The sequence below is a fragment of the Pandoraea oxalativorans genome, from assembly GCF_000972785.3.
Taxonomy (GTDB): domain Bacteria; phylum Pseudomonadota; class Gammaproteobacteria; order Burkholderiales; family Burkholderiaceae; genus Pandoraea; species Pandoraea oxalativorans.
Window position 1 is genome coordinate 2,859,411 of the sequence record NZ_CP011253.3, and the last position, 26,367, is coordinate 2,885,777.

26 protein-coding genes and 1 pseudogene are annotated in these 26,367 nt (G+C 63.5%); 17 read left to right on the forward strand and 10 right to left on the reverse strand.

Features of this window, described 5'->3' with window-relative positions; all coding sequences use genetic code 11:
- Positions 1–40: 40 nt before the first annotated feature.
- Positions 41–715, reverse strand: a complete 675-nt coding sequence (locus MB84_RS12705; protein ID WP_084009760.1) for a DDE-type integrase/transposase/recombinase — start codon at positions 713–715, stop codon at positions 41–43.
- The gene (locus MB84_RS12710) at positions 712–1,209 is read right to left on the reverse strand and encodes a transposase (RefSeq protein ID WP_046289964.1); all 498 of its coding nucleotides are present in this window, start codon (positions 1,207–1,209) and stop codon (positions 712–714) included. Before MB84_RS12710 ends, MB84_RS12705 begins: the two co-directional genes overlap by 4 nt.
- Before the next feature lie 72 nt (positions 1,210–1,281).
- Here MB84_RS12710 and MB84_RS12715 point away from each other — a divergent pair, with 72 nt between their 5' ends.
- The 14 genes and pseudogenes from MB84_RS12715 (at position 1,282) to MB84_RS12775 (ending at position 17,220) form a co-directional block, all read left to right on the forward strand.
- The gene (locus tag MB84_RS12715) at positions 1,282–2,862 is read left to right on the forward strand and encodes an RCC1 domain-containing protein (protein ID WP_169835005.1); all 1,581 of its coding nucleotides are present in this window, start codon (positions 1,282–1,284) and stop codon (positions 2,860–2,862) included.
- A gap of 181 nt (positions 2,863–3,043) precedes the next feature.
- Complete coding sequence (gene hutC / locus MB84_RS12720) at positions 3,044–3,799, forward strand: histidine utilization transcriptional repressor HutC (RefSeq protein ID WP_046293750.1); 756 nt, start codon at positions 3,044–3,046, stop codon at positions 3,797–3,799.
- 188 nt (positions 3,800–3,987) lie between these two features.
- Positions 3,988–5,667: a urocanate hydratase gene (gene hutU / locus MB84_RS12725; protein WP_046292038.1), complete on the forward strand. Its 1,680-nt coding sequence runs from the start codon at positions 3,988–3,990 to the stop codon at positions 5,665–5,667.
- A gap of 25 nt (positions 5,668–5,692) precedes the next feature.
- Positions 5,693–7,249 (forward strand): histidine ammonia-lyase, encoded by a 1,557-nt coding sequence (hutH, locus tag MB84_RS12730; RefSeq protein WP_425415863.1) that lies wholly within the window; start codon positions 5,693–5,695, stop codon positions 7,247–7,249.
- A 198-nt stretch (positions 7,250–7,447) separates the two neighbouring features.
- Positions 7,448–8,827 (forward strand): amino acid permease, encoded by a 1,380-nt coding sequence (locus tag MB84_RS12735; protein WP_046292040.1) that lies wholly within the window; start codon positions 7,448–7,450, stop codon positions 8,825–8,827.
- Positions 8,828–8,834: 7 nt separating this feature from the next.
- Positions 8,835–10,052 carry an imidazolonepropionase gene (hutI, locus tag MB84_RS12740; RefSeq protein ID WP_046292041.1) on the forward strand — a complete coding sequence of 406 codons (1,218 nt, stop codon included), beginning with the start codon at positions 8,835–8,837 and terminating at the stop codon, positions 10,050–10,052.
- A 25-nt stretch (positions 10,053–10,077) separates the two neighbouring features.
- Positions 10,078–11,040: a formimidoylglutamase gene (hutG, locus tag MB84_RS12745; RefSeq protein ID WP_046292042.1), complete on the forward strand. Its 963-nt coding sequence runs from the start codon at positions 10,078–10,080 to the stop codon at positions 11,038–11,040.
- Between the two features lie 486 nt (positions 11,041–11,526).
- Entirely contained in the window at positions 11,527–12,489 is a 963-nt protein-coding gene (locus tag MB84_RS12750; RefSeq protein ID WP_046292043.1) for a LysR family transcriptional regulator, read from the forward strand.
- 104 nt (positions 12,490–12,593) lie between these two features.
- Entirely contained in the window at positions 12,594–13,607 is a 1,014-nt protein-coding gene (locus MB84_RS12755) for an ABC transporter substrate-binding protein (RefSeq protein WP_046292044.1), read from the forward strand.
- Positions 13,608–13,679: 72 nt separating this feature from the next.
- Positions 13,680–14,447, forward strand: coding sequence for an ABC transporter permease (locus MB84_RS12760; RefSeq protein WP_046292045.1), 768 nt, complete (start codon positions 13,680–13,682; stop codon positions 14,445–14,447).
- Positions 14,448–14,515: 68 nt separating this feature from the next.
- The gene (locus MB84_RS12765) at positions 14,516–15,283 is read left to right on the forward strand and encodes an ABC transporter ATP-binding protein (protein WP_046293751.1); all 768 of its coding nucleotides are present in this window, start codon (positions 14,516–14,518) and stop codon (positions 15,281–15,283) included.
- Between the two features lie 49 nt (positions 15,284–15,332).
- On the forward strand, positions 15,333–16,661 hold the full coding sequence (locus tag MB84_RS12770; RefSeq protein ID WP_046292046.1) for an NAD(P)/FAD-dependent oxidoreductase: 1,329 nt from the start codon (positions 15,333–15,335) through the stop codon (positions 16,659–16,661).
- 42 nt (positions 16,662–16,703) lie between these two features.
- Positions 16,704–16,847: pseudogene (locus tag MB84_RS30975) on the forward strand (DUF4440 domain-containing protein); the annotation flags it as partial.
- Positions 16,848–16,932: 85 nt separating this feature from the next.
- On the forward strand, positions 16,933–17,220 hold the full coding sequence (locus MB84_RS12775; protein ID WP_046292047.1) for a YciI family protein: 288 nt from the start codon (positions 16,933–16,935) through the stop codon (positions 17,218–17,220).
- A 107-nt stretch (positions 17,221–17,327) separates the two neighbouring features.
- Here MB84_RS12775 and MB84_RS12780 read toward each other — a convergent pair whose 3' ends face one another.
- Entirely contained in the window at positions 17,328–18,161 is an 834-nt protein-coding gene (locus tag MB84_RS12780; protein WP_046292048.1) for an oxidoreductase, read from the reverse strand.
- A 94-nt stretch (positions 18,162–18,255) separates the two neighbouring features.
- On the opposite strand from MB84_RS12780, the gene MB84_RS12785 reads away from it, so the two are divergent.
- Positions 18,256–19,227, forward strand: coding sequence for an AraC family transcriptional regulator (locus tag MB84_RS12785; protein WP_046292049.1), 972 nt, complete (start codon positions 18,256–18,258; stop codon positions 19,225–19,227).
- Between the two features lie 122 nt (positions 19,228–19,349).
- Here MB84_RS12785 and MB84_RS30525 read toward each other — a convergent pair whose 3' ends face one another.
- The 5 genes from MB84_RS30525 to MB84_RS12810 form a co-directional block, all read right to left on the reverse strand.
- Positions 19,350–19,583, reverse strand: a complete 234-nt coding sequence (locus tag MB84_RS30525) for a DUF4148 domain-containing protein (protein ID WP_046292050.1) — start codon at positions 19,581–19,583, stop codon at positions 19,350–19,352.
- 189 nt (positions 19,584–19,772) lie between these two features.
- Complete coding sequence (locus tag MB84_RS12795; protein WP_046292051.1) at positions 19,773–21,110, reverse strand: ATP-binding protein; 1,338 nt, start codon at positions 21,108–21,110, stop codon at positions 19,773–19,775.
- Entirely contained in the window at positions 21,107–21,847 is a 741-nt protein-coding gene (locus tag MB84_RS12800) for a response regulator (protein WP_046292052.1), read from the reverse strand. Before MB84_RS12800 ends, MB84_RS12795 begins: the two co-directional genes overlap by 4 nt.
- Before the next feature lie 8 nt (positions 21,848–21,855).
- A complete protein-coding gene (locus MB84_RS12805; RefSeq protein ID WP_046292053.1) occupies positions 21,856–22,047 on the reverse strand; it encodes a hypothetical protein in 192 nt (63 codons plus the stop codon).
- Entirely contained in the window at positions 22,044–22,412 is a 369-nt protein-coding gene (locus tag MB84_RS12810; RefSeq protein ID WP_046292054.1) for a GFA family protein, read from the reverse strand. The genes MB84_RS12805 and MB84_RS12810 overlap by 4 nt, the downstream gene beginning before the upstream one ends.
- A 229-nt stretch (positions 22,413–22,641) precedes the next feature.
- On the opposite strand from MB84_RS12810, the gene MB84_RS12815 reads away from it, so the two are divergent.
- Positions 22,642–23,172: a thioredoxin family protein gene (locus tag MB84_RS12815; protein WP_046292055.1), complete on the forward strand. Its 531-nt coding sequence runs from the start codon at positions 22,642–22,644 to the stop codon at positions 23,170–23,172.
- 126 nt (positions 23,173–23,298) lie between these two features.
- On the opposite strand, the gene MB84_RS12820 is transcribed toward MB84_RS12815, so the two are convergent.
- Both MB84_RS12820 and MB84_RS12825 read right to left on the reverse strand, forming a co-directional pair.
- Positions 23,299–23,742: an Rrf2 family transcriptional regulator gene (locus tag MB84_RS12820; RefSeq protein WP_065225784.1), complete on the reverse strand. Its 444-nt coding sequence runs from the start codon at positions 23,740–23,742 to the stop codon at positions 23,299–23,301.
- 13 nt (positions 23,743–23,755) lie between these two features.
- Positions 23,756–24,442 (reverse strand): class I SAM-dependent methyltransferase, encoded by a 687-nt coding sequence (locus MB84_RS12825; RefSeq protein ID WP_046292057.1) that lies wholly within the window; start codon positions 24,440–24,442, stop codon positions 23,756–23,758.
- Positions 24,443–24,664: 222 nt separating this feature from the next.
- Between MB84_RS12825 and MB84_RS12830 the strand changes: the two genes are divergently transcribed.
- Entirely contained in the window at positions 24,665–26,266 is a 1,602-nt protein-coding gene (locus MB84_RS12830; RefSeq protein ID WP_052653276.1) for a hypothetical protein, read from the forward strand.
- The last annotated feature ends 101 nt before the right edge of the window (positions 26,267–26,367 follow it).

The following is a 26,367-nucleotide window of genomic DNA, read 5'->3' on the forward strand; positions in this document are numbered from 1 at the left end:
CCCGGAACGCTTTACGGCACCAAAAGTCGCCGGACAGCCCTCATTGAAAGCCGCGAGAAGCCCGGAAACATCTGATACCCGTATTCTTACTATCCGAATGCAGAATCACCTGGTCGGGTGGTATCGCTTCGCGCGCACACAGGTCCTTGAGCACTTCACTGGCCAGTGCGCTGCTTTCCTGCGCATAGACCTGCCAACCAACGATCTTTCGGCTGAACACGTCCAGAAACAGGTACAGATAAAAATACTGCCCGCGAACCGTGCTCGGCAGATAGGTGATGTCCCAGCTGTACAACTGGTTCGGCGCACGCGCGCACACCGCACGGGGCTTGCTATGGGCCTGGGCCGGCCGTTCGCTGCGCCGGTGGGCGAGTTGCTTCTCGGCCTTCAGGACCCGGTAGAAAGTCGATTCCGAGGCAATATAGCGTTGCTGATCTGCCAAGCGCGGCACGATCTGGCTGGGCGGCAGATGACCCAATTCGGCCGAGTTCGCCACCGCCAGAAGCTCGGCGCGCTCCTCGGCGCTAAGCTTATGGCGCGGCTCGTGGTGTCGTAATGTGCGCCGGTCCACTGCGTCAGGTTCGCCGCGCTGCCAGCGCTGAACGGTGCGGGCACTGAGCCCCAGAATGACGCACGCGCGTGCTTGGCGAGCCCCGGCCCGAGTCGCCTCGGTGATCAGACCAATCAATACTTTGCGCTGCTCAGACGACGTCATTCGGCCTCGTCCCCGAGCAGCGCACGGTACTTTTTTTGCAGCACCAGTAGCGCCGCAGCCTCAGCCAGCGCCTTCTCCTTGCGCTTCAACTCGCGCTGCAGTTCAACATTGGCCTGCTTCAGAACCCGCACCTCTTGGGCGCTTTCGCGCCGGCTATCACCGTTTCTGCCCGCGGCACAGAACTGCGCTCGCCACTGCGCGAGATGATGCGCAAACAAGCCGCGCTCCCGGCACCAGCCATGCAAGGCTTCGTCGACCAGACCATGGCTCTCCTGCAAGGCCATTAGCCGTTCCTCCAGCGACCAATCTTCCGGTCGTTTTGCGTGTGCAGAGCCCGAGCTCCGATTCGCGGCAGCGGCGCCTCTCATCCATTTCCTCAATGTCAGTACGTTCACGTTCAATTCGTCGGCCACCGCGCCAACCGTGCGGCTCCCACGCCGCAGGACCTTCGACAGCGCTTGCTCCTTGAACTCGACAGAATACGTTTGTTTCACTTTCAACTTACACCTCTGACGCTACTTAATAAGGAAGTTCAGAGGCGACAACTAGTATGACGCCGGGGGAAGGTGCCGAAGACCCAGGTGGTCGAGAGTAACGGTACGGTCGTCACTGTGCGCTACACAATCCGGCGGGCGTTAAGTGGTGACACCGAAGCCTCGCCTGTCTCGATGTATGAGGTGTATCGCAAGTCGAGCGGCGGCGACTTGATCGTCCTTGGCGCCCGCAATGGGGATCTGGGCCTCTGCATGTCGGGATCGGGCCGGTATCTGCGTGCCCTGAGCGCCACGACGCGCGACGACCTCGTGGCCGAGTGGCGATACGAGGGTGATGTGGCGTCGAAGTCCGGTGTGTCGTTCCTCGACACTGAACCCGGGCGATTGCTTCACGTGAGAACTGAAAACGCGTCCGTGTCCGTGCTTCCTTTACATCTGGTGGGCTCCGGGCTGAATCATACCTCGCCCAACGGGGCTGCCGCCTTCGCCGCGCGGCTCAGTACCGGTAAGCCGTATGCGTGGGGTCATGTCGACTATGGCGGGTATATTCCGCCGAGCCTCATGGAGCTGGATATTGATGAGATCCACCACACGTACGGCGCGTTTGCGGCCCTCCGAAGCAACGGCAACGTGGTGATGTGGGGCGATGGGCGCCTTGGTGGCGCAACGTCACCATCGCCGACCAACGTCGCACATCTAACAGGCGGTCACACGTCATTCGCGTGCATCAAGCGCGATGGAAAGCTTCTGGCCTGGGGCGATCCCCACGCCGGCGGCACGCTGACGCCTGAGGCGAGTGCGGTGGGCGATGCGAAAAGCGTGTTCGCCAACGGGTGGGGATTCTGTGCGATGCGAACCAATGGCCATCTGCTGACATGGGGGCCAAAGGACTACGGTGGCGAAATTCCCCCGGCATTCAAGGCATATCCCCACACGAGCGTGCGCGGCAACAGCAGCGCCTTTTGCGCGTTGCGCACTACTGGCGTTGTTAAGGCCTGGGGGGATCAGACTAACGGCGGCAGGCTCTCGACTGAAGTGGAGAGCGCGAGCAACATTGTCGAGATCGCCGCTTCGACGCTCGGTGCGTTTGCGGTGCTCACGTCCGAGCGCAAGATTCTCGCGTGGGGGCGCGGTGATTATGGCGGACAGGTGCCTGATCACATCAAGCAATACAACGACATTGTCGAGATCGTGGGGATTGATTACGCCTTCTGCGCGCGCCGTGAAGGTGGCCAGATCGTGTGCTGGGGACTCCCTGGCTATGGTGGCTCGCTCCCGCCTGAGTATGCGTCGGAAAAGTTCGTTCAGGTGACGGGAACGGCGGTGGCATTCGCAGCGCTCAGGCCAAATGGCACGGTAGTAACGTGGGGCGCTGCTGAGCGCGGTGGCGACTCGTCGGCGGTGCAATCACAGTTGGTCGACATTCGGGCGGTGTACGCCAACAGTCAGGCGTTTGCTGCCATCCCGGCGGGCGGCGGCGTGGTCACGTGGGGTCTGGCGGCAGGTGGAGGCACGCCGACCCCAAATCAAATGGCCGTTCTGAACGACTACCTACGCTATGACGTCCCCGGATCGGCCGTGTCGGCGTCCTCGCCGCAGGGACGTGCGCTCACTGCATTCAAGAGGGAGAGGATGGTCGCGTCGGCAGCGTAGCGATGAAGGCGTTGCGCAATCCGCGCGCTGAGCAGGTTGCGCAGGCCACGCGGGCTTGGGAAACTACGGTCGTCGGCATCTTTGTACCACGATGAATCTCTTTTTCTCGTCTCCGGCAGGCGATTGGCTTATCCTTCAGGCTTTCCCCACCCGCACACTCGTGACCGGAGAGGCCAACAAGGTGCCACGCCAAACTGCTCAGCCCACTGCCGAAACGCTCAACGAACAAGGGCCTGCGCCGCGCTATTTACAGCTCAAGCAGTTCATCTGCCGTCAGATCGACACGGGCGCCTGGCCACCGCATCACCGCGTGCCGTCGGAAAACGAACTCGTCGAACAGTCCGGTGTCAGCCGTATGACGGTCAATCGCGCGCTGCGTGAGCTGACCGCCGAAGGTCGGCTCGTGCGCATGCAGGGCGTAGGCACGTTCGTCGCCGAACCTAAGTCGCACTCGCCGCTGCTCGCCGTCAACAACATCGCCGACGAGATCTCCGAGCACGGCCATCGCCACCGCGCCGAAGTGAAGCTACTGCGCGAGGAGCTGGCCGGACCCGAGCGCGCATTGGCGATGGGATTGCAGGAACGCGAAAAGCTGTTCCATTCGGTCATCGTCCACTATCAGGACAACATTCCGGTGCAGATCGAAGACCGCTTCGTCAATCCTGCGCTCGCGCCGAACTATCTTGAGCAGGACTTCACCAAACTCACGCCCAACGCTTACCTGCAGCGCACCTCGCCGCTGACTTCGGGCGAGCATGTGGTCGAAGCCGTCACGGCGACGCCGGACGAAGCCCAGATGCTGCAAATCCAGCGCACCGAGCCCTGCCTGCTGATTCGCCGTCGGACGTGGTCGGGTAAGCGTGTCGTCTCCGTCGCCCGTTTGCTGCATCCGGGTTCGCGCCACCGTCTCGAAGGGCGATTCGGCGACGCCGAGTAATCTAACGTGATCGCGCGTGATTGCGAGCCATCACGCCGGGTCACGCGCCCTCACGCATAAGTCCGTCGACACGCAACCTCGGACGAGCGCCCTACTCGGGTTCGGCGTTCGTGAAAACCCTAGTTCCCGATTGGTTGTATATACAATACTGTACAAGTCATCATCTGCTCAGAACTAGAGGACTTACCGTGAGCCAATTCACCCGATATCGCGACGTCACGATCCGCGCCCCGCGCGGCGCGCAGCTCAATGCCAGAAGCTGGCTCACCGAAGCCCCGCTTCGCATGCTGATGAACAATCTCGATCCGGACGTTGCCGAGAATCCGAACGCGCTCGTGGTCTACGGCGGCATCGGCCGCGCTGCCCGCAACTGGGAATGCTTCGACAAGATCGTCGAGACGCTCAAGACGCTGGGCGACGACGAAACGCTGCTCGTCCAGTCGGGCAAGCCGGTCGGCGTGTTCAAGACGCATGCCGACGCGCCGCGCGTGCTCATCGCCAACTCGAATCTGGTGCCGCACTGGGCCACCTGGGAACACTTCAACGAACTCGACGCCAAGGGGCTGGCTATGTACGGCCAGATGACCGCTGGCTCCTGGATCTACATCGGTAGCCAGGGCATCGTGCAAGGCACGTACGAGACCTTCGTGGAAGCGGGCCGTCAGCACTACGGCGGCAACCTCAAGGGCCGTTGGGTGCTGACCGCCGGTCTGGGTGGCATGGGCGGCGCACAACCGCTGGCCGCCACGCTGGCCGGTGCATGCTCGCTGAACATCGAATGCCAGCAGACGAGCATCGACTTCCGCCTGCGCACGCGCTACGTCGACGAGCAAGCCAAGGATCTCGACGACGCCCTCGCCCGCATCGCCCGGTACACGGCGCAAGGTCAGGCCGTCTCCATCGCCCTGTGCGGCAACGCGGCCGAGATTCTGCCGGAACTGGTGCGTCGCGGCGTGCGCCCGGACATGGTCACCGACCAGACCAGCGCGCACGACCCGCTCAACGGCTATCTGCCGGTCGGCTGGACCTGGGACGAGTACCGCGAACGTGCCCGCTCGAAGCCCGCCGAAGTCGTGAAGGCCGCCAAGCAATCGATGGCCGTTCACGTGAAGGCCATGCTGGACTTCAAGGCCATGGGCGTGCCGACGTTCGACTACGGCAACAACATCCGTCAGATGGCCAAGGAAGAAGGCGTGCAGAACGCGTTCGATTTCCCCGGCTTCGTGCCCGCGTACATCCGTCCGCTGTTCTGCCGTGGTGTCGGCCCGTTCCGTTGGGCTGCGCTCTCGGGCGATCCCCAAGACATCTACAAGACGGACGCCAAGGTCAAGGAACTGATCCCCGACGACGCTCACCTGCACCGCTGGCTCGACATGGCGCGCGAGCGCATCGCCTTCCAGGGCCTCCCGGCGCGTATCTGCTGGGTGGGACTGGGTCTGCGCGCCAAGCTCGGACTGGCGTTCAACGAAATGGTACGCTCGGGAGAACTCTCGGCACCCGTGGTGATCGGCCGCGACCATCTGGATTCCGGCTCGGTCGCCAGCCCCAACCGTGAAACGGAAGCCATGCGCGACGGCTCGGACGCTGTCTCCGACTGGCCGCTGCTCAACGCGCTGCTCAATACGGCCAGCGGCGCAACGTGGGTCTCGCTGCACCACGGCGGCGGCGTCGGCATGGGCTTCTCGCAACACTCCGGGGTGGTCATCGTGTGCGACGGCACCGATGCCGCAGCCGCACGCATCGCCCGTGTGCTGAACAACGATCCGGCGACCGGCGTCATGCGCCACGCCGACGCCGGGTACGACATCGCCATCGATTGCGCCCGTGAACACGGCCTCAACCTGCCGATGCTGAACACCGCAAAGTAAATATCAAGACAAGACACCCCCCGATATGTCGAATCAAGGAAATCCGTCCATGGCACAACTGTTCGTGACGCCCGGCACCCTCACGCTGGCGCAACTGCGCGACGTCTATCAGAACCCGACCACCGTGACGCTCGATGAGAAGGCGTACGCCGCCATCGATAAGAGCGTGGCCTGCGTGGAAGCCATCGTGGCCGAAGGCCGCACCGCTTACGGCATCAACACCGGCTTCGGTCTGCTCGCCTCCACGCGCATCGCACACGAAGACCTGGAGAACCTGCAACGCTCGCTCGTGCTCTCGCACGCCGCTGGCGTAGGCGCGCCGCTCGACGATGCACTCGTGCGTCTGATCATGGTCCTGAAGATCAACAGCCTGGCGCGCGGCTTCTCGGGCATTCGCCGCAAGGTGATCGACGCGCTTGTCACGCTGGTGAACGCCGAAGTCTATCCGCGCATTCCGCTCAAGGGTTCGGTCGGCGCGTCGGGCGACCTCGCGCCGCTCGCCCATATGTCGCTGCTGCTCCTCGGCGAAGGTCAGGCCCGCTACCGCGGTCAGTGGATGAACGCGCGTGAGGCGCTCGCCATCGCCGGTCTCGAGCCGCTGACGCTTGCCGCAAAGGAAGGCCTTGCGCTGCTCAACGGCACGCAGGTCTCGACGGCCTACGCGCTGCGCGGCTTGTTCGAAGCGGAAGATATGTACGCCGCCGCGAGCGTGTGCGGCGCGATGACGGTCGAAGCGATGCTCGGCTCGCGTGCGCCGTTCGACGCCCGTATCCACTCGGCACGCGGTCAGCGCGGCCAGATCGACGCTGCAGCGGTGTTCCGTCACCTGCTTGGGGAGACGAGCGAAGTCGGCCAGTCGCATGCCAACTGCGAGAAGGTGCAGGATCCGTACTCGCTGCGCTGCCAGCCGCAAGTGATGGGCGCGTGTCTCACGCAGATCCGTCAGGCCGCAGAAGTCCTCGCCGTCGAAGCGAACGCGGTGTCGGACAACCCGCTCGTTTTCTGGGAACAAGGCGACGTGATCTCCGGGGGTAACTTCCACGCCGAGCCGGTCGCGATGGCGGCCGACAATCTCGCGCTGGCGCTGGCCGAAATCGGCGCGCTGAGCGAGCGCCGCATCTCGCTGATGATGGACAAGCACATGTCGCAGTTGCCCGCGTTTCTCGTCGCTAACGGCGGCGTGAACTCCGGCTTCATGATCGCGCAAGTGACGGCCGCCGCACTCGCATCCGACAACAAAGCCTTGGCACATCCGGCCAGCGTTGATAGTCTCCCCACCTCGGCCAACCAGGAAGACCATGTCTCGATGGCCCCGAATGCCGGTAAGCGGCTTTGGGAGATGGCCGATAACGTCAAGGGCATCATTGCGATCGAATGGCTGAGCGCCGCGCAGGGACTGGACTTCCGCGAAGGCGTGAAGACCACGCCGGCCCTTGAAAAGGCACGCGCACTGCTGCGCCGGTCGGTTCCGTTCTACGATAAGGATCGCTACTTCGCCCCGGACATCGAGGGCGCCAGCGAACTGATTGCGCAACGACAACTGAGCGCACTTGTGCCCGCCGGTACGTTGCCGAGCGTCTGAGTCACTGTTGATCCGCGTTTGAATTGGCCCCTTGCCGGGGCGAAACGAACCGTGATTCGCGCACCGGCATTGTGGCGTACCGGGTTGCCCCCTCGTTCGCCGGTCCATGGGTTCGCCCTTCGGACCGGTCCACGCACAACCCGAGTTCACCTGCCGCCCGCGCACGCGGGCCGGCTCATTAGGCATTCAGGAGACAGCTTGAAAAACCTGCAACGCAATCTGAGCGCGCGGCATATCCGCTTTCTGGCGCTCGGCTCAGCCATTGGCACCGGTCTGTTCTACGGCTCGGCGTCGGCCATCCAACTCGCAGGCCCGGCGGTCATTCTTGCGTACATCGTGGGCGGCGCCGCCGTCTATATGGTGATGCGTGCCCTCGGCGAAATGGTCGTTCGTCAGCCGGTGTCGGGCTCGTTCGGTCGCTACGCACGCGATAACCTTGGGCCGCTGGCCGGTTTCCTCACAGGCTGGACTTACATTCTGGAAATGGTGATCGTCTGTCTTGCGGACGTGACCGCCTTCGGCATTTACATGGGTTTCTGGTTTCCGGACGTCCCCCAATGGATCTGGGTGCTCGGCATCGTGATGCTGATCTGCGGGCTGAACCTCTGCAACGTCAAGGTGTACGGCGAGATGGAGTTCTGGCTGGCGCTGGTGAAGATTCTCGCCATCGTCGCGATGATTGTGGGCGGCGGGTTCATCCTCTTTACCGGCGTGCAACTGCACAGCGAGCACGCCCCGGCAGTCAGCAATCTTTGGTCGCACGGCGGCTTCCTGCCGAACGGCTGGGGGGGACTGGTGGCGTCGCTGGCGGTGGTGATGTTCGCCTACGGCGGCATCGAGATCATCGGCATTACGGGCGGCGAAGCGAAGAATCCGGAGACAGTGATTCCGCGTGCGATCAACGCTGTACCCGCTCGAATTCTGCTGTTCTACGTGCTCACGATGTGTGTGCTCATGACGATCTTCCCGTGGACCGGCATCGGCAGCCAGGGCAGCCCGTTCGTGCAGATCTTCTCGGGCCTCGGCATCAAGTCGGCCGCAGCGATTCTCAACGTGATCGTGATTTCGGCGGCGATCTCGGCGATCAACAGCAACATCTTCGGCGCGGGACGCATGATGTTCGGCATGGCCGAGCATGGTCAGGCCCCGGCCGCGTTCTCGGCGACCTCGCGTCACGGCGTGCCCTGGGTCACGGTACTGGTGATGACGTTCGCGTTGCTAGGCGGCGTGGTGCTGAACTACCTGATTCCGGAAGGCGTGTTCCTGATCATTGCGTCCATCGCCACCTTCGCGACGGTCTGGGTGTGGCTGATGATCCTGCTCTCGCAGGTGGCGATGCGCCGTCGTCTGTCGGCGCAGGAAGTGGCCGCGCTGAAGTTCAAGGTGCCGCTGTGGCCGGTGGGTCCGGCCGTCGCCATCGCCTTCATGCTCTTCGTGATCGGTGTGCTTGGGTATCGGGAAGACACGCGCGTCGCGCTCTACGTCGGTGCAGGCTGGATCGTGCTGATGTCGGTGGCGTATCAATTCGGTGTCAAACCCAAGGAAGCGCAATTACGCAACCGTATGAGTCTGGAATAAGCCTCACATGAAACGTACCTACTGGAAGCACTGCCATGTCGCGACGATGCGCGACGGCCGCTACAACGCTATCGAAGACGCCGTGATCGTCACGCGCGGCAAGCAGATCGAATGGGTGGGTCCGCGTGGCGAGCGCTCGGCTTCCGGCGCGGATGAATGCGTCGATCTTCAGGGCGCGTGGGTCACGCCCGGCCTGATCGATTGCCATACGCATCTGGTGTTTGGCGGCAACCGCAGTCTCGAGTTCGAGCAGCGGTTGCAAGGTGTGAGTTACGCGGAGATTTCGGCGGCCGGGGGCGGCATCAAGCACACGGTGCGTCACACCCGCGACGCCACGGAGGATGCCCTCTACGAATCCGCCCGCAAGCGTTTGGTCTCGCTGATGCGCGACGGCGTGACCACCGTCGAGATCAAGTCCGGCTATGGGCTGGATCTGAACAGCGAACGCAAGATGCTGCGCGTGGCACGTCGTCTCGGCGAGACGCTGCCGGTCACGGTGAAGACGACGTGTCTGGCCGCCCACACGGTACCGTCGGAGTTCGCAGGCAAGGCGGACGAGTACGTGAATTACGTCTGCTCCGAAATCCTGCCGACGCTCGCGCAAGAGCATCTGGTCGATGCGGTCGATGCCTTCTGCGAAACGATTGCGTTCTCACCGGCGCAGGTGATGCGTGTGCTGCTTCGCGCTCAAAAGCTGAAGCTGCCGGTGAAGCTGCATGCGGAGCAGTTGTCGCCGCTCGGTGGTTCGAGCATGGCCGCAGAGCTGGGCGCATTGTCGGCCGACCATTTGGAGTACATGACGCCCGAAGACGCTGCCGCGATGGGGCGCGCGGGTACGGTCGCCGTGCTGCTGCCGGGCGCGTTCCATATGTTGCAGGAGACGCGTCGTCCGCCGGTGGACTTGCTGCGACATCACGGCGTCGATATTGCGGTGGCCTCGGATCTGAATCCGGGCACGTCGCCTGCCCTGTCGCTGCGTCTGATGCTGAACATGGCCTGCACGCTTTTCGGGCTGACGCCGGAAGAAGCCCTGGCTGGCGTGACGCGTAACGCAGCCAAGGCGCTCGGCATGCTCGATACGCACGGCACGATCGAAGCGGGCAAGGCGGCGGACTTCGTGGCGTGGGACATCGAGCGTCCGGCGGAGCTGGCGTACTGGCTGGGCGGGGAGCTGCCCTCCCGCACGGTGCGCAACGGCGAGTGGCGCGATTTGTCGACGCGCTGAGCGTCCGCGAACTGGAGACATCTTCATGGCAACGCAATTGAAACCGGTCTCCGGCGACACGCCGGTCTGGCACGGTCGTACGGACGTCGGCGAGCGCGGCGACACGCGCCGTCTCTTTAATGTCGTGCGCGAGATCGATGCGCTGACGGATGCCCCGGCGCGCGGCGCGCCCGTATTACTCGGGTTCGCGAGCGACGCCGGCGTCAAACGCAATCAGGGCCGCATCGGTGCCGCCGAAGGCCCGCTTGCAATTCGTCGTGCATTGGCGAATCTGCCCGCGCACGACATCGCCTGTCTGTATGACGCAGGCGACGTGGTCTGCGACGGCGACGCCCTCGAAGCCGCTCAACAGGCCCTCGCCGACGCCGTGCACCGACAACTCGACGCCGGTGCACAACCGGTGGTGCTTGGCGGTGGACACGAGATTGCGTGGGGAACGTGGCAGGGCCTGCGCGCCCACCTCGACGCGCAGGGCGACCGTTCGCGAGTACTGATCCTGAACCTCGATGCGCATTTCGACTTACGCACAGCACGACCCGGTACGTCGGGCACGCCGTTCGATCAGATCGCTCAAGCTTGCGAGGCTGCGGGACTTCCGTTCGACTATGCCTGTCTCGGGGTCAGCCGCCTGAGCAATACGGCGTCGCTGTTCGAACGCGCCAAGGCGTTAAAAGCGACGTACGTCGAAGACACCGAGATGCAGGACCGTCATCTCGACGAGCGTCTCGCACAGATCGACGCACTGATTGCCGACGTCAGCCATGTCTACCTCACCATCGATCTCGACGTGCTCCCCGCCCCCGTCATGCCCGGTGTCTCGGCCCCGGCGGCCTATGGCGTGCCGATCTCCGTCATCGAAGCCATCGTCACCCACGTTCGCCGCTCCGGCAAACTCCGCGTGGCCGATCTCGCCGAGTACAACCCGCGCTTCGATGCACAAGGCACCGGCGCACGCGTGGCAGCGCGTTTGGCTTATCGGTTGTTCTGACTCGGCTTTCTGATGTCAACCGCCGAGGCGTTGTCGCATGCCTCGGCGCTCAGCTTTTGCCTCACCCGCCTGACGCGCCTCACCCGCCTGACCCGCTTCCTCCTCCCGCAGTCCGACGGACCGCTGCCCCCTTCCGCCTCTCAGACACAAACCCAACTCGATTCAGAAGGGGGCACCGGTCCGTCCCTCTCATCACCATCAGTCCCTCAACCGAAACCTCCCCCCCTTTCCCTTTTTCTTTTTCCGGTTTCCCTTTCCCCCTCCTCTCACAGATTTCTTCCGCTGAGACCGATACCCTCGGTTTCCCCCTCCACAGGCTTCGAATTCTCAGCCTCTAATACAAAGTATTAGTTTTTCTTAACTTTGTTTTGTTTTAGCCCACCATATCCCTACAATCGCCAGAAATTCTTATACCGATTCATCGCGGCGCCCCAGGAAAGTCCTTCTCACTCCCTGATACCCGCCGCCACGAATGGAGACACGCCGATGAAAAAACGCGCAGACCTCGACGTCCGATCACTCCGGATCTTCGAAGCCGTCGCCAGCGCCGGCAGTCTCTCTGGCGCCGCCGAAACCCTCGGCGTCACCCAGTCCGCCATCTCCCAAGCCATCGCACAGATCGAGCAAACCGTCGGCACCCGTGTGCTCGACCGGTCACGCCGCCCCCTTAAACTCACGCCCGCCGGCCTCGCGCTCTCGCGTCACGCCCGCCAAATCGTGGACGATATGGACCGGCTCATCGCTCAGGTGCAGGACGCCGATGTCGCCAGCCGCGCCGCTGTACGCGTGGGCATGATCGACTCCTTCGCCGCCACCGTCGGCCCCTCCATCGTCAGGCAGATGTCAGGGAGCACCAGCGAGCTGCTTCTTTGGTCCGGTCTCGCTAACGGTCACGCGCAAGCGCTCCTCGCCCGCCAACTCGATCTGATCGTCACCAGCGATCCGATGCACGACATGGAACGCCTCGTGCGCCGTCCGATTTTTACCGAGCCGTTCATTGTCGTGGTGCCGAAGGCGCGCGAGGCCGAGCTTGCGAACGCCGATCTCAGCGAACTGATCCGGTCGATGCCCCTGATTCGCTTTTCCGGACGCTCCCACTTCGGCGCGGTGATCGAGCGTCACCTGCGCCGCTCCGGACACTCGCCACGCATGCACCTCGAAATCGATACGTCGGACGTGGTGATGTCGATGGTCGCTGCCGAGGTCGGTTTCACGATCGCCACGCCACTTTGTCTGCTGCAAGGCCGCGCTTCGCTCTCGCAAGTCGCCGCCTTGCCGCTGCCGGGTCCCGCACTCTCGCGAACGATCTACCAAGTCTCGCGCGAAGGCGAGGTCTCGGAGATGGCCTCGCAGTGCTTTCTCGCCGGACGTCTCGCGCTCGCGCAGGAAGCCTTCCCCGAACTGCGCCGCCTGATGCCCTGGCTGGGCGAGCGGCTGGCGCTGTGCTGAACCACCGCCCGGGGCGCCGGGCCAGATGAATTCCACACCGAACCTCACCTGAAGCGCGCCCACCGTTCAACGCGAATAACACATAGCCTACAAAGGAGACACGCATGAACCTCTCACGACGCAAATTCCTCCACACGAGCGCCGCACTCTCGGCGCTGCCTGCTGCTGCCGCCGTCGGCGGTCTGTCGCTGTCGGGCTTCGCCCGCGCCGCCGACGCCACCACGCTCCAGTACGGCGGCTCGGCATGGCTCGGCCACTATCCCGCTTATCTCGCCATGAAGTCGGGTGCACTGAGCGCCGCTGGTATCGATCAGCAATGGCAATCGTTCGGCACGTCGTCGGCCCGCATGAGCGCCGTGCTCTCAGGCGGCATCGACATCGCCTGTACGGGGATCGTCTCGGCGCTCGCGCTGATGGCACGCGGCTCGAAGCATTTCTCTATCGTGGCCGTGCCGGAGAGCTTCGGACGCGTCGAAGGCCTGTTCGTGCGTGACGGGGTGAACTCCCTTCAGGACCTCAAAGGCAAGAAGCTGGGCGTGACGTTTGCGTCGAGCGCGCATTTGCTGGTACTGGATCTGCTGGGCAGTGCCGGTCTGTCGAATGACGTCACGGTGCTCAACGTCCCCGCCCCGGAAATTCCCGGCGCCATTCAGTCGGGGCAGATCGACGCCGCAGCCGCCTGGACGCCGCAGTTCAACCGCATCCGCGCGATGACGGGCATGAAGCTGCTCGCCGACGACACGCAGTTCTCTCTCTACAAGAAGTACAACGTGACGCCAGGGCCGGACGTCCTGATCGTTCGCAATGCATGGGCGGAAAAGAACGCGGACGTGGTGCGCAAGTACCTGAAGGTCTATTTCGACGCCTGCCAGACCCTGCGCGACAAGCCCGATGAAGCCGCACGCACGCTGATCGGCCTCACTGGCATGTCGGCGCTCGACCAGATCGAGACGATCAAGGGCGCGGAGTGGTACAGCCTCGCGCAACAGACGCAGTTGCTCAAGTCGCCGGGCAACTATGTCGACGGCCTCCAGCGTCTGGCCGAAATGCTCGTGACGTACAAGCAGATCGACAAGGCGCCCGCCGTGCGCCAGTGGATCAACACGTCGTATCTGTAAGCATCCGCGTGCCGGTACGCCCCCCCTTCTGCACCCCCGACACGTACCGGCATCCGCCTGAGGAGTCTGATTGTGAATCATCGTCAACCGTCCCGCGCCACGCTGCTGAGTGTGGGATTTGCGTCCGTGGTCGTCTTCCTGCTGGCGTGGGAAGCAGCCTGCCGCACCGGGGTCATCGACCCACTGTTTCTGCCGCCGCCCTCGGCGGTCGGTGAGCGCATCGTCGCGATGCTGAGCGATGGCACGCTGCTCTCGAACGTGCTCGCCTCCACGCGTCGCGTGATGACCGGTTTCATTGCCGCCACGGTCGTGGCCATTCCGCTGGGGATCGTGCTGGGTACGTCGAGCTATGCACGCGCCGCGTTCGACCCGATCCTGTCCTTCCTGCGCCCGCTACCGTCGATGAGCTGGATTCCGCTCTCGCTGCTGTGGTTCGGTATCTCGGAGACGCAAAAGTACAGCATCGTGTTCATGGGGACGTTCGCCCCGGCGCTGGTCTACGTGATCGAAGCCACGCGGAGCGTCGATCCGCTGCTGGTGCGCGCCGCGAAGAACCTCGGCGCGAGCAACTGGCAAGTCATGCGCGAGGTGATCCTGCCCGCGAGCCTGCCGCAGATCCTCTCCGGGATGAAGATCATTCTGGGCCTCTCGTGGACGTGTGTGATCTCGGCCGAACTGGTCGCCGCACGCGAAGGACTGGGCTTTCTCATCATGAACGGCAAGGAGTTCTTCCAGACGGAAGTCGTGGTGCTCGGCATGGTGATGATCAGCGTCACGGTGCTCGTGACGGATATCGTATTTCGCGCTATCGAGCGCAAGGTGTTGAGGTGGCAAGCATGAACGATCGCATCGATTCCCTCGCTGGCGCTCGCGCCGCAGATCATGGCAACGGCACGCCGTCCGACACGATGATCGCCATCGAAGGCGTATCGAAGCGGTACGGCGACTTTCAGGCGCTGGAGCGCGTCGACATGAACATCGCCCGCGGCGAGTTCGTGGTGCTGCTCGGCGCGTCCGGCTGCGGCAAGTCGACTCTGCTCAATCTGATCACCGGTTTCGACGCGCCAACGACGGGCCGTATCCGTGTGAACGGCCGCGAAGTGAGGGGCATCGACCCGCATTGCGGCATGGTCTTCCAGCAGTACGCGCTGTTCCCCTGGCTGAGCGTGCTCGATAACGTGGCGTTCGGCCTGAAGATGAAAGGCATCGACAAGACCACGCGCTATGCGACCGCACGACGCTATATCGACATGGTCGGCCTCAAAGGTTTTGAGGACCGCTACCCGAAGGCGCTCTCTGGCGGCATGCGTCAGCGCGTGTCGATTGCACGTGTGCTCGCGAACGATCCGGACGTGATTCTGCTCGACGAACCGTTCGCAGCGCTCGACGCCATGACGCGTCAGGTGTTGCAGGAAGAACTGCTCCAGATCTATCAGAAGAGCGGCAAGACCATCGTCTTCATCACGCACTCCATCGACGAAGCGCTGATGCTCTCGACGCGCATGGTGATCATGAGCGCTCGCCCGGGTCGCGTGGCCTGCGATCTGACGAACGATCTCCCGATGCCTCGCGACGCACAAGTGCAACTCTCGCCGCGCTACAACGAACTCAAATCGCAAATCTGGAACACGGTGCAAACCGAAGTCATGCGCAGCCTGGAGAGTCAGGCGGCATAACGCTTCACTACCTCAGCAACGTTTCGCAAGCCCCCGCAATTCACTCGTCATGTCCAATCAAGTCACTTCCTCCCGCGCTTCGCGGGGTACTTTCCCCGCCTATCAGGCGGGCGCAGGCTGGAACGCACTGCTGCCGTCTCGCGTGCCCCACACGCAAGCGCCGGTCGCGCGCAGCTTCGACGTCATCGTCATCGGTGCGGGCTTCACCGGGCTGGCGGCGGCACGTCGCGTAGCGGAACTCCGCCCGGACGCCACGGTGCTCGTGATCGACGCCACCACCGTCGGCAATGGTTCTGCAGGACGTAACTCGGGCTTTCTCATCAACCTGCCCCATAACACCGGCATGGGCGGCCACGGTAGCCCGGTCGAGGTCGCCCGCAAGCAGATCCGCCTGTACGACCTCGGTCTGAAATGGTTGCACGAACTGGTGACGACGTACGGCATCGATTGCGGATGGAACCCGGTCGGCAAGTACCATGCAGCCGCTACGCCCGACGGCGAGCAACGCCTGCGCGACACGCTCGCGCAGTACCGCGAGTGGGGGGTGCCTTACCGTGAGTTGTCGCGCGACGCCCTGCGCCGCGAGATCGGCACCGACTACTACGGCTACGGCTACCACTCGGACAACAACGTCTTCGTGCAACCGGCCGCCCTCGTACGCGGACTCGCCGACAGCCTGCCGGCGAATGTTCGTCTGTGGGAAAACGAGCCCGTCGTGTCGCTCGACGGCACGGGTCCTTTCACGGTGACGACAGCGACCACGCAACTGCGCGCCGGCCAGGTCATCGTCGCCAACAACGGCTTTGCCAGCAAGCTGGGGCTCGCGCGCGATCGCGTCTTCACGATCTACACGTATGCGGCGATGACGCCCGTGCTTTCCGCCGACGAACTGGCCAAGCTCGGTCCGGCGGCCGAATGGGGCGTGATCCCCGCGAACCGTTTGGGGACGACGTTGCGCAAAACGCTCGGCGGCCGGTTCGTCGTGCGCAGCGCCTACTCGTACGAGAAGGAGCGTCCGCTAGGCGACGTCAACGCCATGCTCACCGACGCCTATCAGCGCCGCTATCCGCAGATGGCCTCGCACAAGTTCGAGCACGTGTGGGGCGGTGTGACGGCGCTCACCCGCAACGGCGCGCTGTACTTCGGTGAGGTCCGGCAAGGCCTGTTCGCCTCGCTCGGCTGTAACGGCGCGGGCGTGCTCAAGGGCAGCATGTTCGGCAAGCTGCTCGGCGAGATGGCCTGCGGCCAGCAGTCGCCCGAGTTGGCGGACGCGCTAGGCTTCGAGCGGCCGACGTGGCTGCCGCCCGAACCGATCCGGCGCGTGGCCATCGTCTCCGCTATCCAATATCAGAAGCACCGTGCCGGGCTGGAGCGATGAGCCCACGCCGCATTTCCCAGCGCCCCCGCATTCGCAGCGACAGGCGGCGTGGTGGCGTACCGCGAAACACAAACCGATGGTGAAGGCCATACGACGGTGCGTCGCTCAACCGCGGTGTTCGAACGCGAGACAGACGGACCTATCGTTTGGCGGCATCTGCACGAAACACCGGTCAGCGCCCATTGATCGACGTGCCGCACGCGTCGACAGGTGAATTGCTAAACTGCCGTTCAAGCGGCAATCGCCGCGTTTTCCTGATGGGACTACCCTGATGTACATCGTCGAACTGACCTACATTCAACCGCTGAACGCCATCGATGCGCAGTTGCAGGCGCATCGCGCGTTCCTCTCCACACAGTACGAGCGCGGAATCTTCATCGCCTCCGGACCGAAAGAGCCGCGTAACGGCGGCGTCTTCATCGTCTCCGGCAAGGTGTCGCGTGACGAACTCGACGCGCTCATCGAGCAAGACCCGTTCCGCATTCACGGTCTCGCCGACTATCGCGTCACCGTCTTCGATCCGGTCAAATTCCATCCGCAGATCGCCGACCTGCTCTGAGCAACGTCGATCGCCGACCCGCGCTTTTGCGACACCCTAAGGTGTTTTCGCATCGCGCGGGCCGATTAGCAACCCGCTCTTTGCGCTTCATCCGCATCGATTCCACTTCAACCATCCGTTGAGCGCGTGAGCGTCTCCCATTGGCTGAACTCGTATTCCAACGCCGTCAGATTTTCCCGGACGAGTTTGAGCGCATCGCTACCGAGCAACAGGTGCGCGGGCGGATGTGCCGAGTCGATGGCTGCGAGCATGGCGCGAGCGGCCTTCACCGGGTCGCCAAGCTGCTTTCCGCTCTTCTCCTCGCGGGCGCGCCGCACCGGATCGAAACTGGCGTCGTAGTCCGGGATCGAGCGCGGCGTGCGCGCCATCGAACGTCCCGCCCAGTCCGTTCGGAACGAGCCCGGAGCAACGGCCGTCACGGCAATGCCGAACGGCTTGACCTCTTTGCCGAGACTCGACGAAATCCCTTCCAGCGCGAACTTACTGCCGCAGTAATAAGTGATGCCCGGCATCGTGATGTGCCCGCCCATCGACGTAACGTTCAGAATGTGCCCGCGCCGACGCTCGCGCATGAACGGCAGCACCGCCTTCATCATCGCCACCGCGCCGAAGACGTTCACGTCGAACTGTCGGCGCATCTCGGATAGCGGCGATTCCTCCATGATGCCCTCGTGCCCGTAACCGGCGTTGTTGATCAGCACATCGACGGGGCCGACGTTGGCCTCGATCTCCGCCACCACAGCGTCGATGGCGTCGAAGTCGGTGACATCGAGCAGACGACCGAACGCCGATGACGGCGACAGCGATTCGAAGTCACGCTTCGCCTGCGCGTTGCGCACCGTCCCAACGACTTTGTGTCCCGCCGCCAGCGCTTCCTGTGCCAGCGCACGACCGAAGCCGCTACTCACGCCCGTAATGAGCAAGATCTTTCCTGATGACATCGTTGCCGCTCCCAAACGTTAATCGATGGGTGCATACTAGTCTCGTTGAAATCGACGTTTAAGTCGAAATTCGCTGATTTTCTTGCCTAAAACTATGAAGTCGAAGATATCTGCGCATAAACTGCCAGCGGCGGGCACAGACGTGCGCTCGCGCACGATTGCGCTGTTACGAGACCTCGCGCCCGCCGAGGGCTACAACCTGACAGCGTTGCCCAGCGTCCGTATCCTGCGCTCGGACCGGGCGCTGTCGCGCACACCGGTCCTGTACGACCCGGGTATCGTCATCGTGTGTCAGGGGCGCAAGCGGGGATATTTCGGTGAGCAGTTGTACGAGTACGACGAAGACCACTATCTGGCGGTCTCCGTCCCCGTCCCTTTCAGCATGGAGACGGACGCGACGCGCGAGCGGCCGCTGCTGGCGCTCTATCTGCATCTGGATTTCACGCTGGCCGCAGAACTGGCGTCGCAGATCGACCGCGAAGGCGTAGCCGTGCATCAGGCTGCACCGCAAAGCATGATGTCCACGCCAATGGACGAACGGATGCAAACGTCCGTACTCCGCTTTCTCGAAGCGATGAGCGATCCCCTCGAAGCCGCCGTCCTCGGGCACGGTCTGCTGCGTGAGCTCTACTTCCGGGTACTCACCGGGGCGCAAGGCGGCGCGATGCGCGAGGCGCTATCGATGCGGGGACAGTTCGCCCGGATCGGCCGGTCGCTGCGGTTGATTCATGCCGCTTATGCCCAGCCGCTCGATGTGGGCCAGCTTGCAGACGAGGCAGGCATGAGCGTGCCTAGCTTCCACAGTCATTTCAAGACGATTACGCAGGTCTCGCCGATGCAATACGTGAAGTCGACACGTCTGCGTCAGGCAAGGCTGTTGATGGTGCGTCAGGACCTGACGGCCGAGGCGGCAAGCCATGCCGTCGGTTACACGAGTCCATCTCAATTCAGCCGGGAGTTCAAGCGGCTATTCGGTCTGACACCCGCCGCCGAAACGAGACGCATGCGCGAGCGCTTTGCGCTTCCCGAAGCGTTCGCCGATGGGATCTATGTGTCGTCTCACTGAGGCTGCGACAACGCCCCCTAAAGCAAAACGGGCTGAGGTCTGCTTGATGCTGAACCCAACCCGCTTGGACACGTCTGCGGCAATGCCGGGCGTTTGCGCCCCGCATCGCCTGTCGATGCGCTTCATGCACCCTTGTACAGCGTCATGTTCAGGTGGTCGATCTGGCCCGACGCTTCGGCGCTCTTCAATTGCGCCTGCACTTGCGCCGTGGTGAGCGTCGGACCGTTGTCCGGCGTCCAGTCAGCAGCGGACAACGAGTTGCCGGTGCTGGTCAGGATTTCATCGGTGCCTGCGGCGTAAGCGACGCCAGCGGTGCCGAGGGTAGCGAGCGAAACAGCGATCAGAAGGGCTTTCATGGTGTAACTCCAGAGGATGTAAAGGTTAGGTAACGCGCGGTGCGTTTCTGTTGCCCCGCCGTTGAAACCATTAGACCCTCCGGAGGTATCCGGGATTTGTCCAATATAGCGCCCAGTGCAATCGTAAGTACCTGCGACGCGCCCAGACAAACTCCGATACAAAGCGACCATCGATTCCGTCGTTCCGGCTTATGCCTTGAGCGACAGCCGCGCCTCCAACCCGCCGCCCTCGCGATTGCGCAACGTGAGCGTCGCGTCCATCGCCTGCGCCAACTGACGTGCAATTGCCAGCCCCAGCCCCGTGCCGCCGGTGTGACGGTTGCGCGACGTCTCCACGCGCACGAACGGCGCGAAGACCGCTTCTAGCATGTCTTCCGGAATGCCCGGACCGCGATCGGTCACGATCACATCGATCCGTCCGGCACGCCGCATCACGTCGAGACGCGCCTCGCTGCCGTACTTGAGTGCGTTGTCCACCAGGTTGCCCACAATGCGGCGCAACGCCTGTGGACGCGTCACGATCGGTTGTCCCACCTGCCCCGTCAGCGTGACGGGCGGCCCCGCGTCCACGTAATCGCAGACAAGACTATCCAGCAACGAATCGAGATCCACCTTGCAAGGCGCTTCGGACGCCCCGTGCAGCGTTCGGGCATACGTCACGCCTTCCTTGACCAGCGACTCCATCTCCTTCAGATCCTGTTGCAGACGCACCGCCGAGCTTTCGTCCTCCATCGTGTCCACGCGCAGACGCATGCGCGTGATCGGCGTCTGCAGGTCGTGGGAGATGGCCGCGAGAATCTGCATGCGCTCGGTCATGTAGCCGCCGATACGATCCTGCATGGCATTGAACGCCCGCGCGGCGCGCGCCACTTCCGACGGGCCGTCTTCGCTCAGACGTTCCGCCCGCAAATCCGGCCCCAACGTATCGGCAGCCTTCGCCAGCGCATTGAGCGGACGCGTCGCGACACGCACCGCCAGCCAGCAGCACCCGGCGATCAGCACCAGTTGCAGAACCAGCATCGCAGGCAGCCAGCCCGAAAGCGGCAAGGTCGGCGTGGGGAAGACATCGATGGTCAGCGGCGAGCCGTCGCGCAGGCGCAAGTGCGCCTGAAGCCGATCCGGGTCGCCAGGCACGCTATTGACCGTCACGGGATACGACACACCGATGGCATCCTCGATGACGCGCGCGACCTGTGCGGCCGCGCCCGCATCGGGCTTGCCACCTGCCGCACCGGTGCCGAGTTCGAACCGATAGCTGCGACGCGCCAGACGCGGTAACCACTGCGCCCGCTCGGCGGCCGGCAGATGGTCGAGCAACGCGACGGAACTGGCGACTTCGCTCTCGATATACACGCTCATCATGTTCGACGTCACGCGATTGCGCTCGGTCATGGTGAGCCAGAACGAGAGGGCCTGCGCGAGCGCCAGTCCCACGAAGAGAATGAGCGCGAGCCGCGCGAACAGTGAGCGCGGCCAGTGCCATTGGAACGCCCCGGGAGCGGGGCCTTGTGTCAGGGTGGGAGTCATTCGGGCGCGGCGACGACGGTGACAGCCGAGCAGAACACATAGCCTTCGTTGCGCAGCGTCTTGATGTAGCGAGGCTCACGCGCGCCGTCGCGCAAGCGCTGGCGCAACCGGCTGATGAGCAGATCGATGGACCGGTCGAAGGCGTCGGCCTGCCTGCCCTGCGTGAGATTGAGCAACTGGTCGCGCGTGAGCACGCGTTGCGGATGATCGAGCAGTACGCGCAGCAGGCGATACTCCGCGCCGCTGAGCGCGACCTGCGTGCCGTCGGTATCGAGCAGGTGGCGCGCTGTCGTGTCGAGCTGCCATTCGCCGAAGCTGAGAATCTCGGCCGTCTCCGTGACCTGCATACCCGGCGGCAACATGCGCGTGCGACGCAGCACCGACTTGATGCGCGCCAGCAACTCACGCACGGGGAACGGCTTGGCCAGGTAATCGTCTGCGCCCATTTCGAGGCCGACGATGCGGTCGGTCTCTTCGCTGCGCGCCGTGAGCATAAGTACCGGCACCGCCCTGAACTTGCCCGCCCGAAGCTCGCGGCACAGCACCAGGCCGTCGTCGCCGGGCAGCATCAGGTCGAGCACGATGAGATCGGGTGCACCGTCGGCAAGCACCGCGCGCATCTCACGTCCGTTGGCGGCTACGCTCACACGCATGCCGTTCTTTTCGAGGTAGTCGGCGAGCAACTCCCGAATCCCGCGATCGTCGTCGACGATCAGCACATGATCGATTTTTTCCATGTGAACGATTATAGCGACGACTCCCCACGTTCACGGCCACCGCCAGCGCCCGCCACATCGGGCGTTTTGCGACGCCGTGCCCGCTCCGTCTCCGGCAGCACGCGGCGGCTCGCCGGGGCCAGATCGCATTGCAGCGGGTGGACGGCTTCCGTCGTCAGGCCACCCGCCAGAAACGCCAGCACACTCAGCAGACGTCTCATGCGTCCCCCACCACGGAGAGCTTTTGACCGTCGCCCACGGAAGCTTCCAGCGCGTACGGATCGACGCCATCAAGACAACCGATGTTCGCGCGCAACATGCCCGGCATGGTGCGTGTCTCATGGAACGGATAGATGCCGCAGTGCTTGCAGAAGTAGTGCTTTGCCACACGCGTATTGAACTGATAGCAGGTCAGGTCGTGCGCACCGGAGAGAATGCGCAGATTGGCTTGCGGGAACGCAGGCGTCATCAGCGCCCCCTTGCGACGGCACAGGCTGCAATTACAACGCGCGGCCGGCTCGATTGGCGTGACGACTTCAAATCGGACGGCGCCACAGTGGCAGGAACCTTGCAACGTTTCGGACATGGATCGACTCCCGGATAAGCCCGCGCCGGCGGCACGGTCGTTGAGAGCTTTATAGCGCAACCGCCCGCGCCCGTTATCCCGGTTTGTATCTCAATGTATCTGGGCTGCGCTGCGATACACGACATTGCCGAAATGCGGCTTTTTGCACACACGGCAGATACGCGCGGACAGTGAAATACGGTGACCGACTCACCAAAACCGTTGCACTGTTCACAGGAGAAGAACCGCCATGCTGACGCTACTCAGAAGTGCCTTCGTCGCCCTCGCCCTCACCGGCCTTACCGCTTACGCACCGTCGCAAGCCCGACCGATCTCCGGCGGCACCGCGCCCGAGTTCACCGGCATCGACAACTGGATCAACAGCCAGCCGCTCACACTGTCGCAACTGCGCGGCAAGGTCGTGCTGGTCGATTTCTGGACGTACTCATGCATCAACTGCATCCACACCACGCCGTACGTGAAACAGTGGTACGAAAAGTACAAGGATCAGGGACTGGTCGTGGTCGGAGTGCACACGCCGGAATACGCCTATGAGCGCGACACCAAGAATGTGCAGGACGCCGTACGCCGTGCAGGCATCACGTACCCGGTGGCACAGGACAATCGCTATGCCACATGGAAGGCCTACGACAACCTCTACTGGCCCGCGTTCTATCTCGTCGACAAGTCGGGCAAGATCGTCTACACCCACTTCGGCGAGGGCGATTACGACAAGACGGAAGCGGCCATCAAGGCGCAGTTGGCGGCACGACCGTCGTAAGTCGGTCGAAAAAGCGCCCATTTCGTCGGTTTGAACCCTTTAGTGGCGAGACCGCAGACGCGTCTCGCCACGTCTGAAAACCGACGAATAGGTCCGGATTCCAGTCTCGCACGGCCCATCGAACGCTTAATGCACCGCCACCTCGTGCTGTAAGCACAGCGCACCGAAGTCCTGCGCCAGATCGGCGAGCGACACGGCACCGAGCCTTGCGATCAGGATCGCCTCCGCCTCGCGCAACGCCCCGTCGAGCGCCGCGTTCACCGCGCGCTCGACGGCGCACTCGGGGTTATCGCTTTGCACGCCGATGGCGAAGATGTTCGGACCACCGACAGCGCGATGAATGTCGAGCAGTGTCACCTTGTGCAAATCGCAGGCGATGCGCCAACCGCCCCCGTGCCCTTTGTCCGAGCGGACATATCCTGCGTCGCGTAACCCCGCCATCGTGCGTCGGACCACAACGGGATTGGTGCGCAGCATCTGCGCGAGCTGTTCGGACGTGAACGGCGCGTCGCGTCGCGCCATGTGCAGCAACACGTGCAGCATGCGCGAGAGTCGGCTGTCGCTTCTCATCGTCGCCCCTCGTTCACAGCGCCTGACGCGCGAACCACGCGTGAATCAGGCCGCTCTGAAAGAAGCGCACCGGTTCGTCGAAGCCGCCTTCCCAGATGATGTCGTCCATCGCCTCCGGCGGCACGACAGCCACCTGCGTCCCATAGATGGCCTTCGCCCGCTCGCGCGCCTCGGGCGACACCGACATCATCCCGAACCAGACGTCCAGCAGCCGTCGCCCTGCTTCGGACGTCATGTCGCACGCCAGATCCGCGCTTGCAAGGTAGCCCCCCGGCTTCAGCCGGTCGGCAATCCCGCGGAAGAACGCCCGCCGCTCCGCCGGGTCGGTCACGAACTGGGAGACGAGAATCGACGTCGCGGCGTCGAACGGCTCGCGCTCGGGCAGCGCGTCGAGAAAACCCTGATGGAAGACACAGCGCGACGCAATGCCCTGCGCGTCGGCTTTGCCGCGGAACACGTCCAACATCGGCCCCGACGGCTCGACCGCAGTGAACCTCCAACCCGGATGGCGCTCGGCCAGATACAGAATCTCCGCGCCCGTCCCCGCACCGACACACAAGACGTTCGCCTCAGGCGGCACCGGCGCGAAAACGTTGTCGAGCACCAGTTGCAGCGCGTCGCGCAAAGGCGTCATCGCACTCCAGGTCTGGTCGTACGTCGCTGCGTGCTGGTCGAACATCGCGATGGTGTCCTGGTGCATGGCTAGCTCCATATTCATGTAACTTTTGATGTTTCATCATGCCATGGGAGAAGCTGCCGATGCAAGCACCGTGTTCGACGAGCGTGCATCGCAATGGCCATCGAGCCCCCGTGCAATTTGATGGGTGCCACTAAATATTGGCGACCTTTGGTCGTTAATGCACAGGATTGGCCCCCTTCCTTACGGAGCCTTACCAGAACCCTCTCGACGACACGCCCCCCGATGACGTCTATCAACACAGCAACGAAACTGATTCCTCTGACGACGAGCGACATTGCGTCGCGTGCCGCCAGTCCGAGCGCGGTGTCCGGCGCGGTTCCCGCCGGCTCGGGTGCTTCGACAGTCGCCGAATCGACGCGCGTCACGCTCACGCAAACCCCACCCCTCGCCAACTGGCCGACCTACACTCAGCCGGTCGCCAACGGGGCCGCGCTGAACTGGCGGCAATTGCCCTCGGACGCCATCTCGCTGCTGATGTCGGGCAACCTGTCGACCTCCTGGCTGGGCAATCGTCTCGATCAGCTCGGGTCGACGTTGATGTCGGCCATCGCGACGGGGGCCACGTCCTTCTCGCAAAGCGTGGTGCGCTCAACGTCTGCCGCCCCCGCCACCGACGCCGAACTGGCATTGCAACAGTTCAAGCTGCAAACGAGCGCCGACAACCAGTTCGCACTGACGGTCACGACCGCAAGCGGCGCGCAGGTCAATGTCAAACTGGGCAGCAGCGACGACGGCCTGTCCGTCGAGTTCTCCGTCACGAAAGGCACGTTGACCGACGCGGAACGAGACCAGTTGGGCAAGCTGGGAGACGCTTTCCAGAGCGCCGTGAACGGACTCGCCAAGCAACCGCCCCTCGTGGACTTCAGCGCGCTGACGGGCTTCGACACGTCGGTACTCACGTCGGTGGATCTGAACGCCACGCTCAATGCGAACGGCACTACGCCGCAGACCTTCGCGTTCCATGCAGACGCCACGCAACGGTCGATGCACGTCGACGGCGCGAGCGGCAAGTTCGACGTGAACGTCGATCTGAAGCATCTTCAGGCCATCGGGAGTGCGAAGGCGCAAGCCGCCGCACTGGATGCCTGGCTCAGCCGCTTCGACACGGCGCAGGCGCGTGGCAACGGCGATGCATCGCTCATGAACATGTTCAAGGCCGCGTTCACGGGTCTGAACAGCCATTACCCGGCCGCGCCCACCCTGCCGCGCATCACGCTTAGCCATGCGGACAAGGCCACGTTAAGCGGTCTGGCAGACTTTAGCGCTTCGCTCTCGCAGACGAAGACGTCGCCGAATCCGATGCGGCCGTCGGAAGTCGACGGCTTCGATTACCAGATCTCGCAAAGCACCCAGATCGGCGGCACCGATACGCTTAACCGCAAGATCGAGCAGCAAACGCAGGCCACCCTGACGGCGAGCTATCACCGCTCGCTCTGGGCCGGGGTGCCGTTGCAACTGACGAGCGATCCGAAGTCGCAGAACTACGAATACGTGAAGGTGCAGGACTCGGCGTCGAGCAACGTCGACGTGAGTTACCGCGACGGCCTGCTCAACCATGCTCAGGTCAGCCGCTCGGCCAGCCAAAAGACGCAGGTGCAGCGCTATGAAATGGCCAAGCTGGTGAGCGACGTCACCACGCCGCTGTCGGCGTCAAGCACGTCCGATCTGATGACGTTGCTCCAGTCCATCATGCGCGGCGATGCGACGCGACCGTCCGGCAGCAACACGGGCGAAATCGGCGAAGACGAGACGACCGACGCCGTGCGCAAGCGCACCGCGCTGGAGATCGATCCCCTTCGTCTGGACGGCACCCGCAAGTCGTAAGCACGACGTGCCCGCCATCCCGCGACGGTCCGCGACCGTCGCGGGAGTATGATGACAGGCAAATATTGACGAACCACGGGGATTTCCGGAGTTCTCGAGCG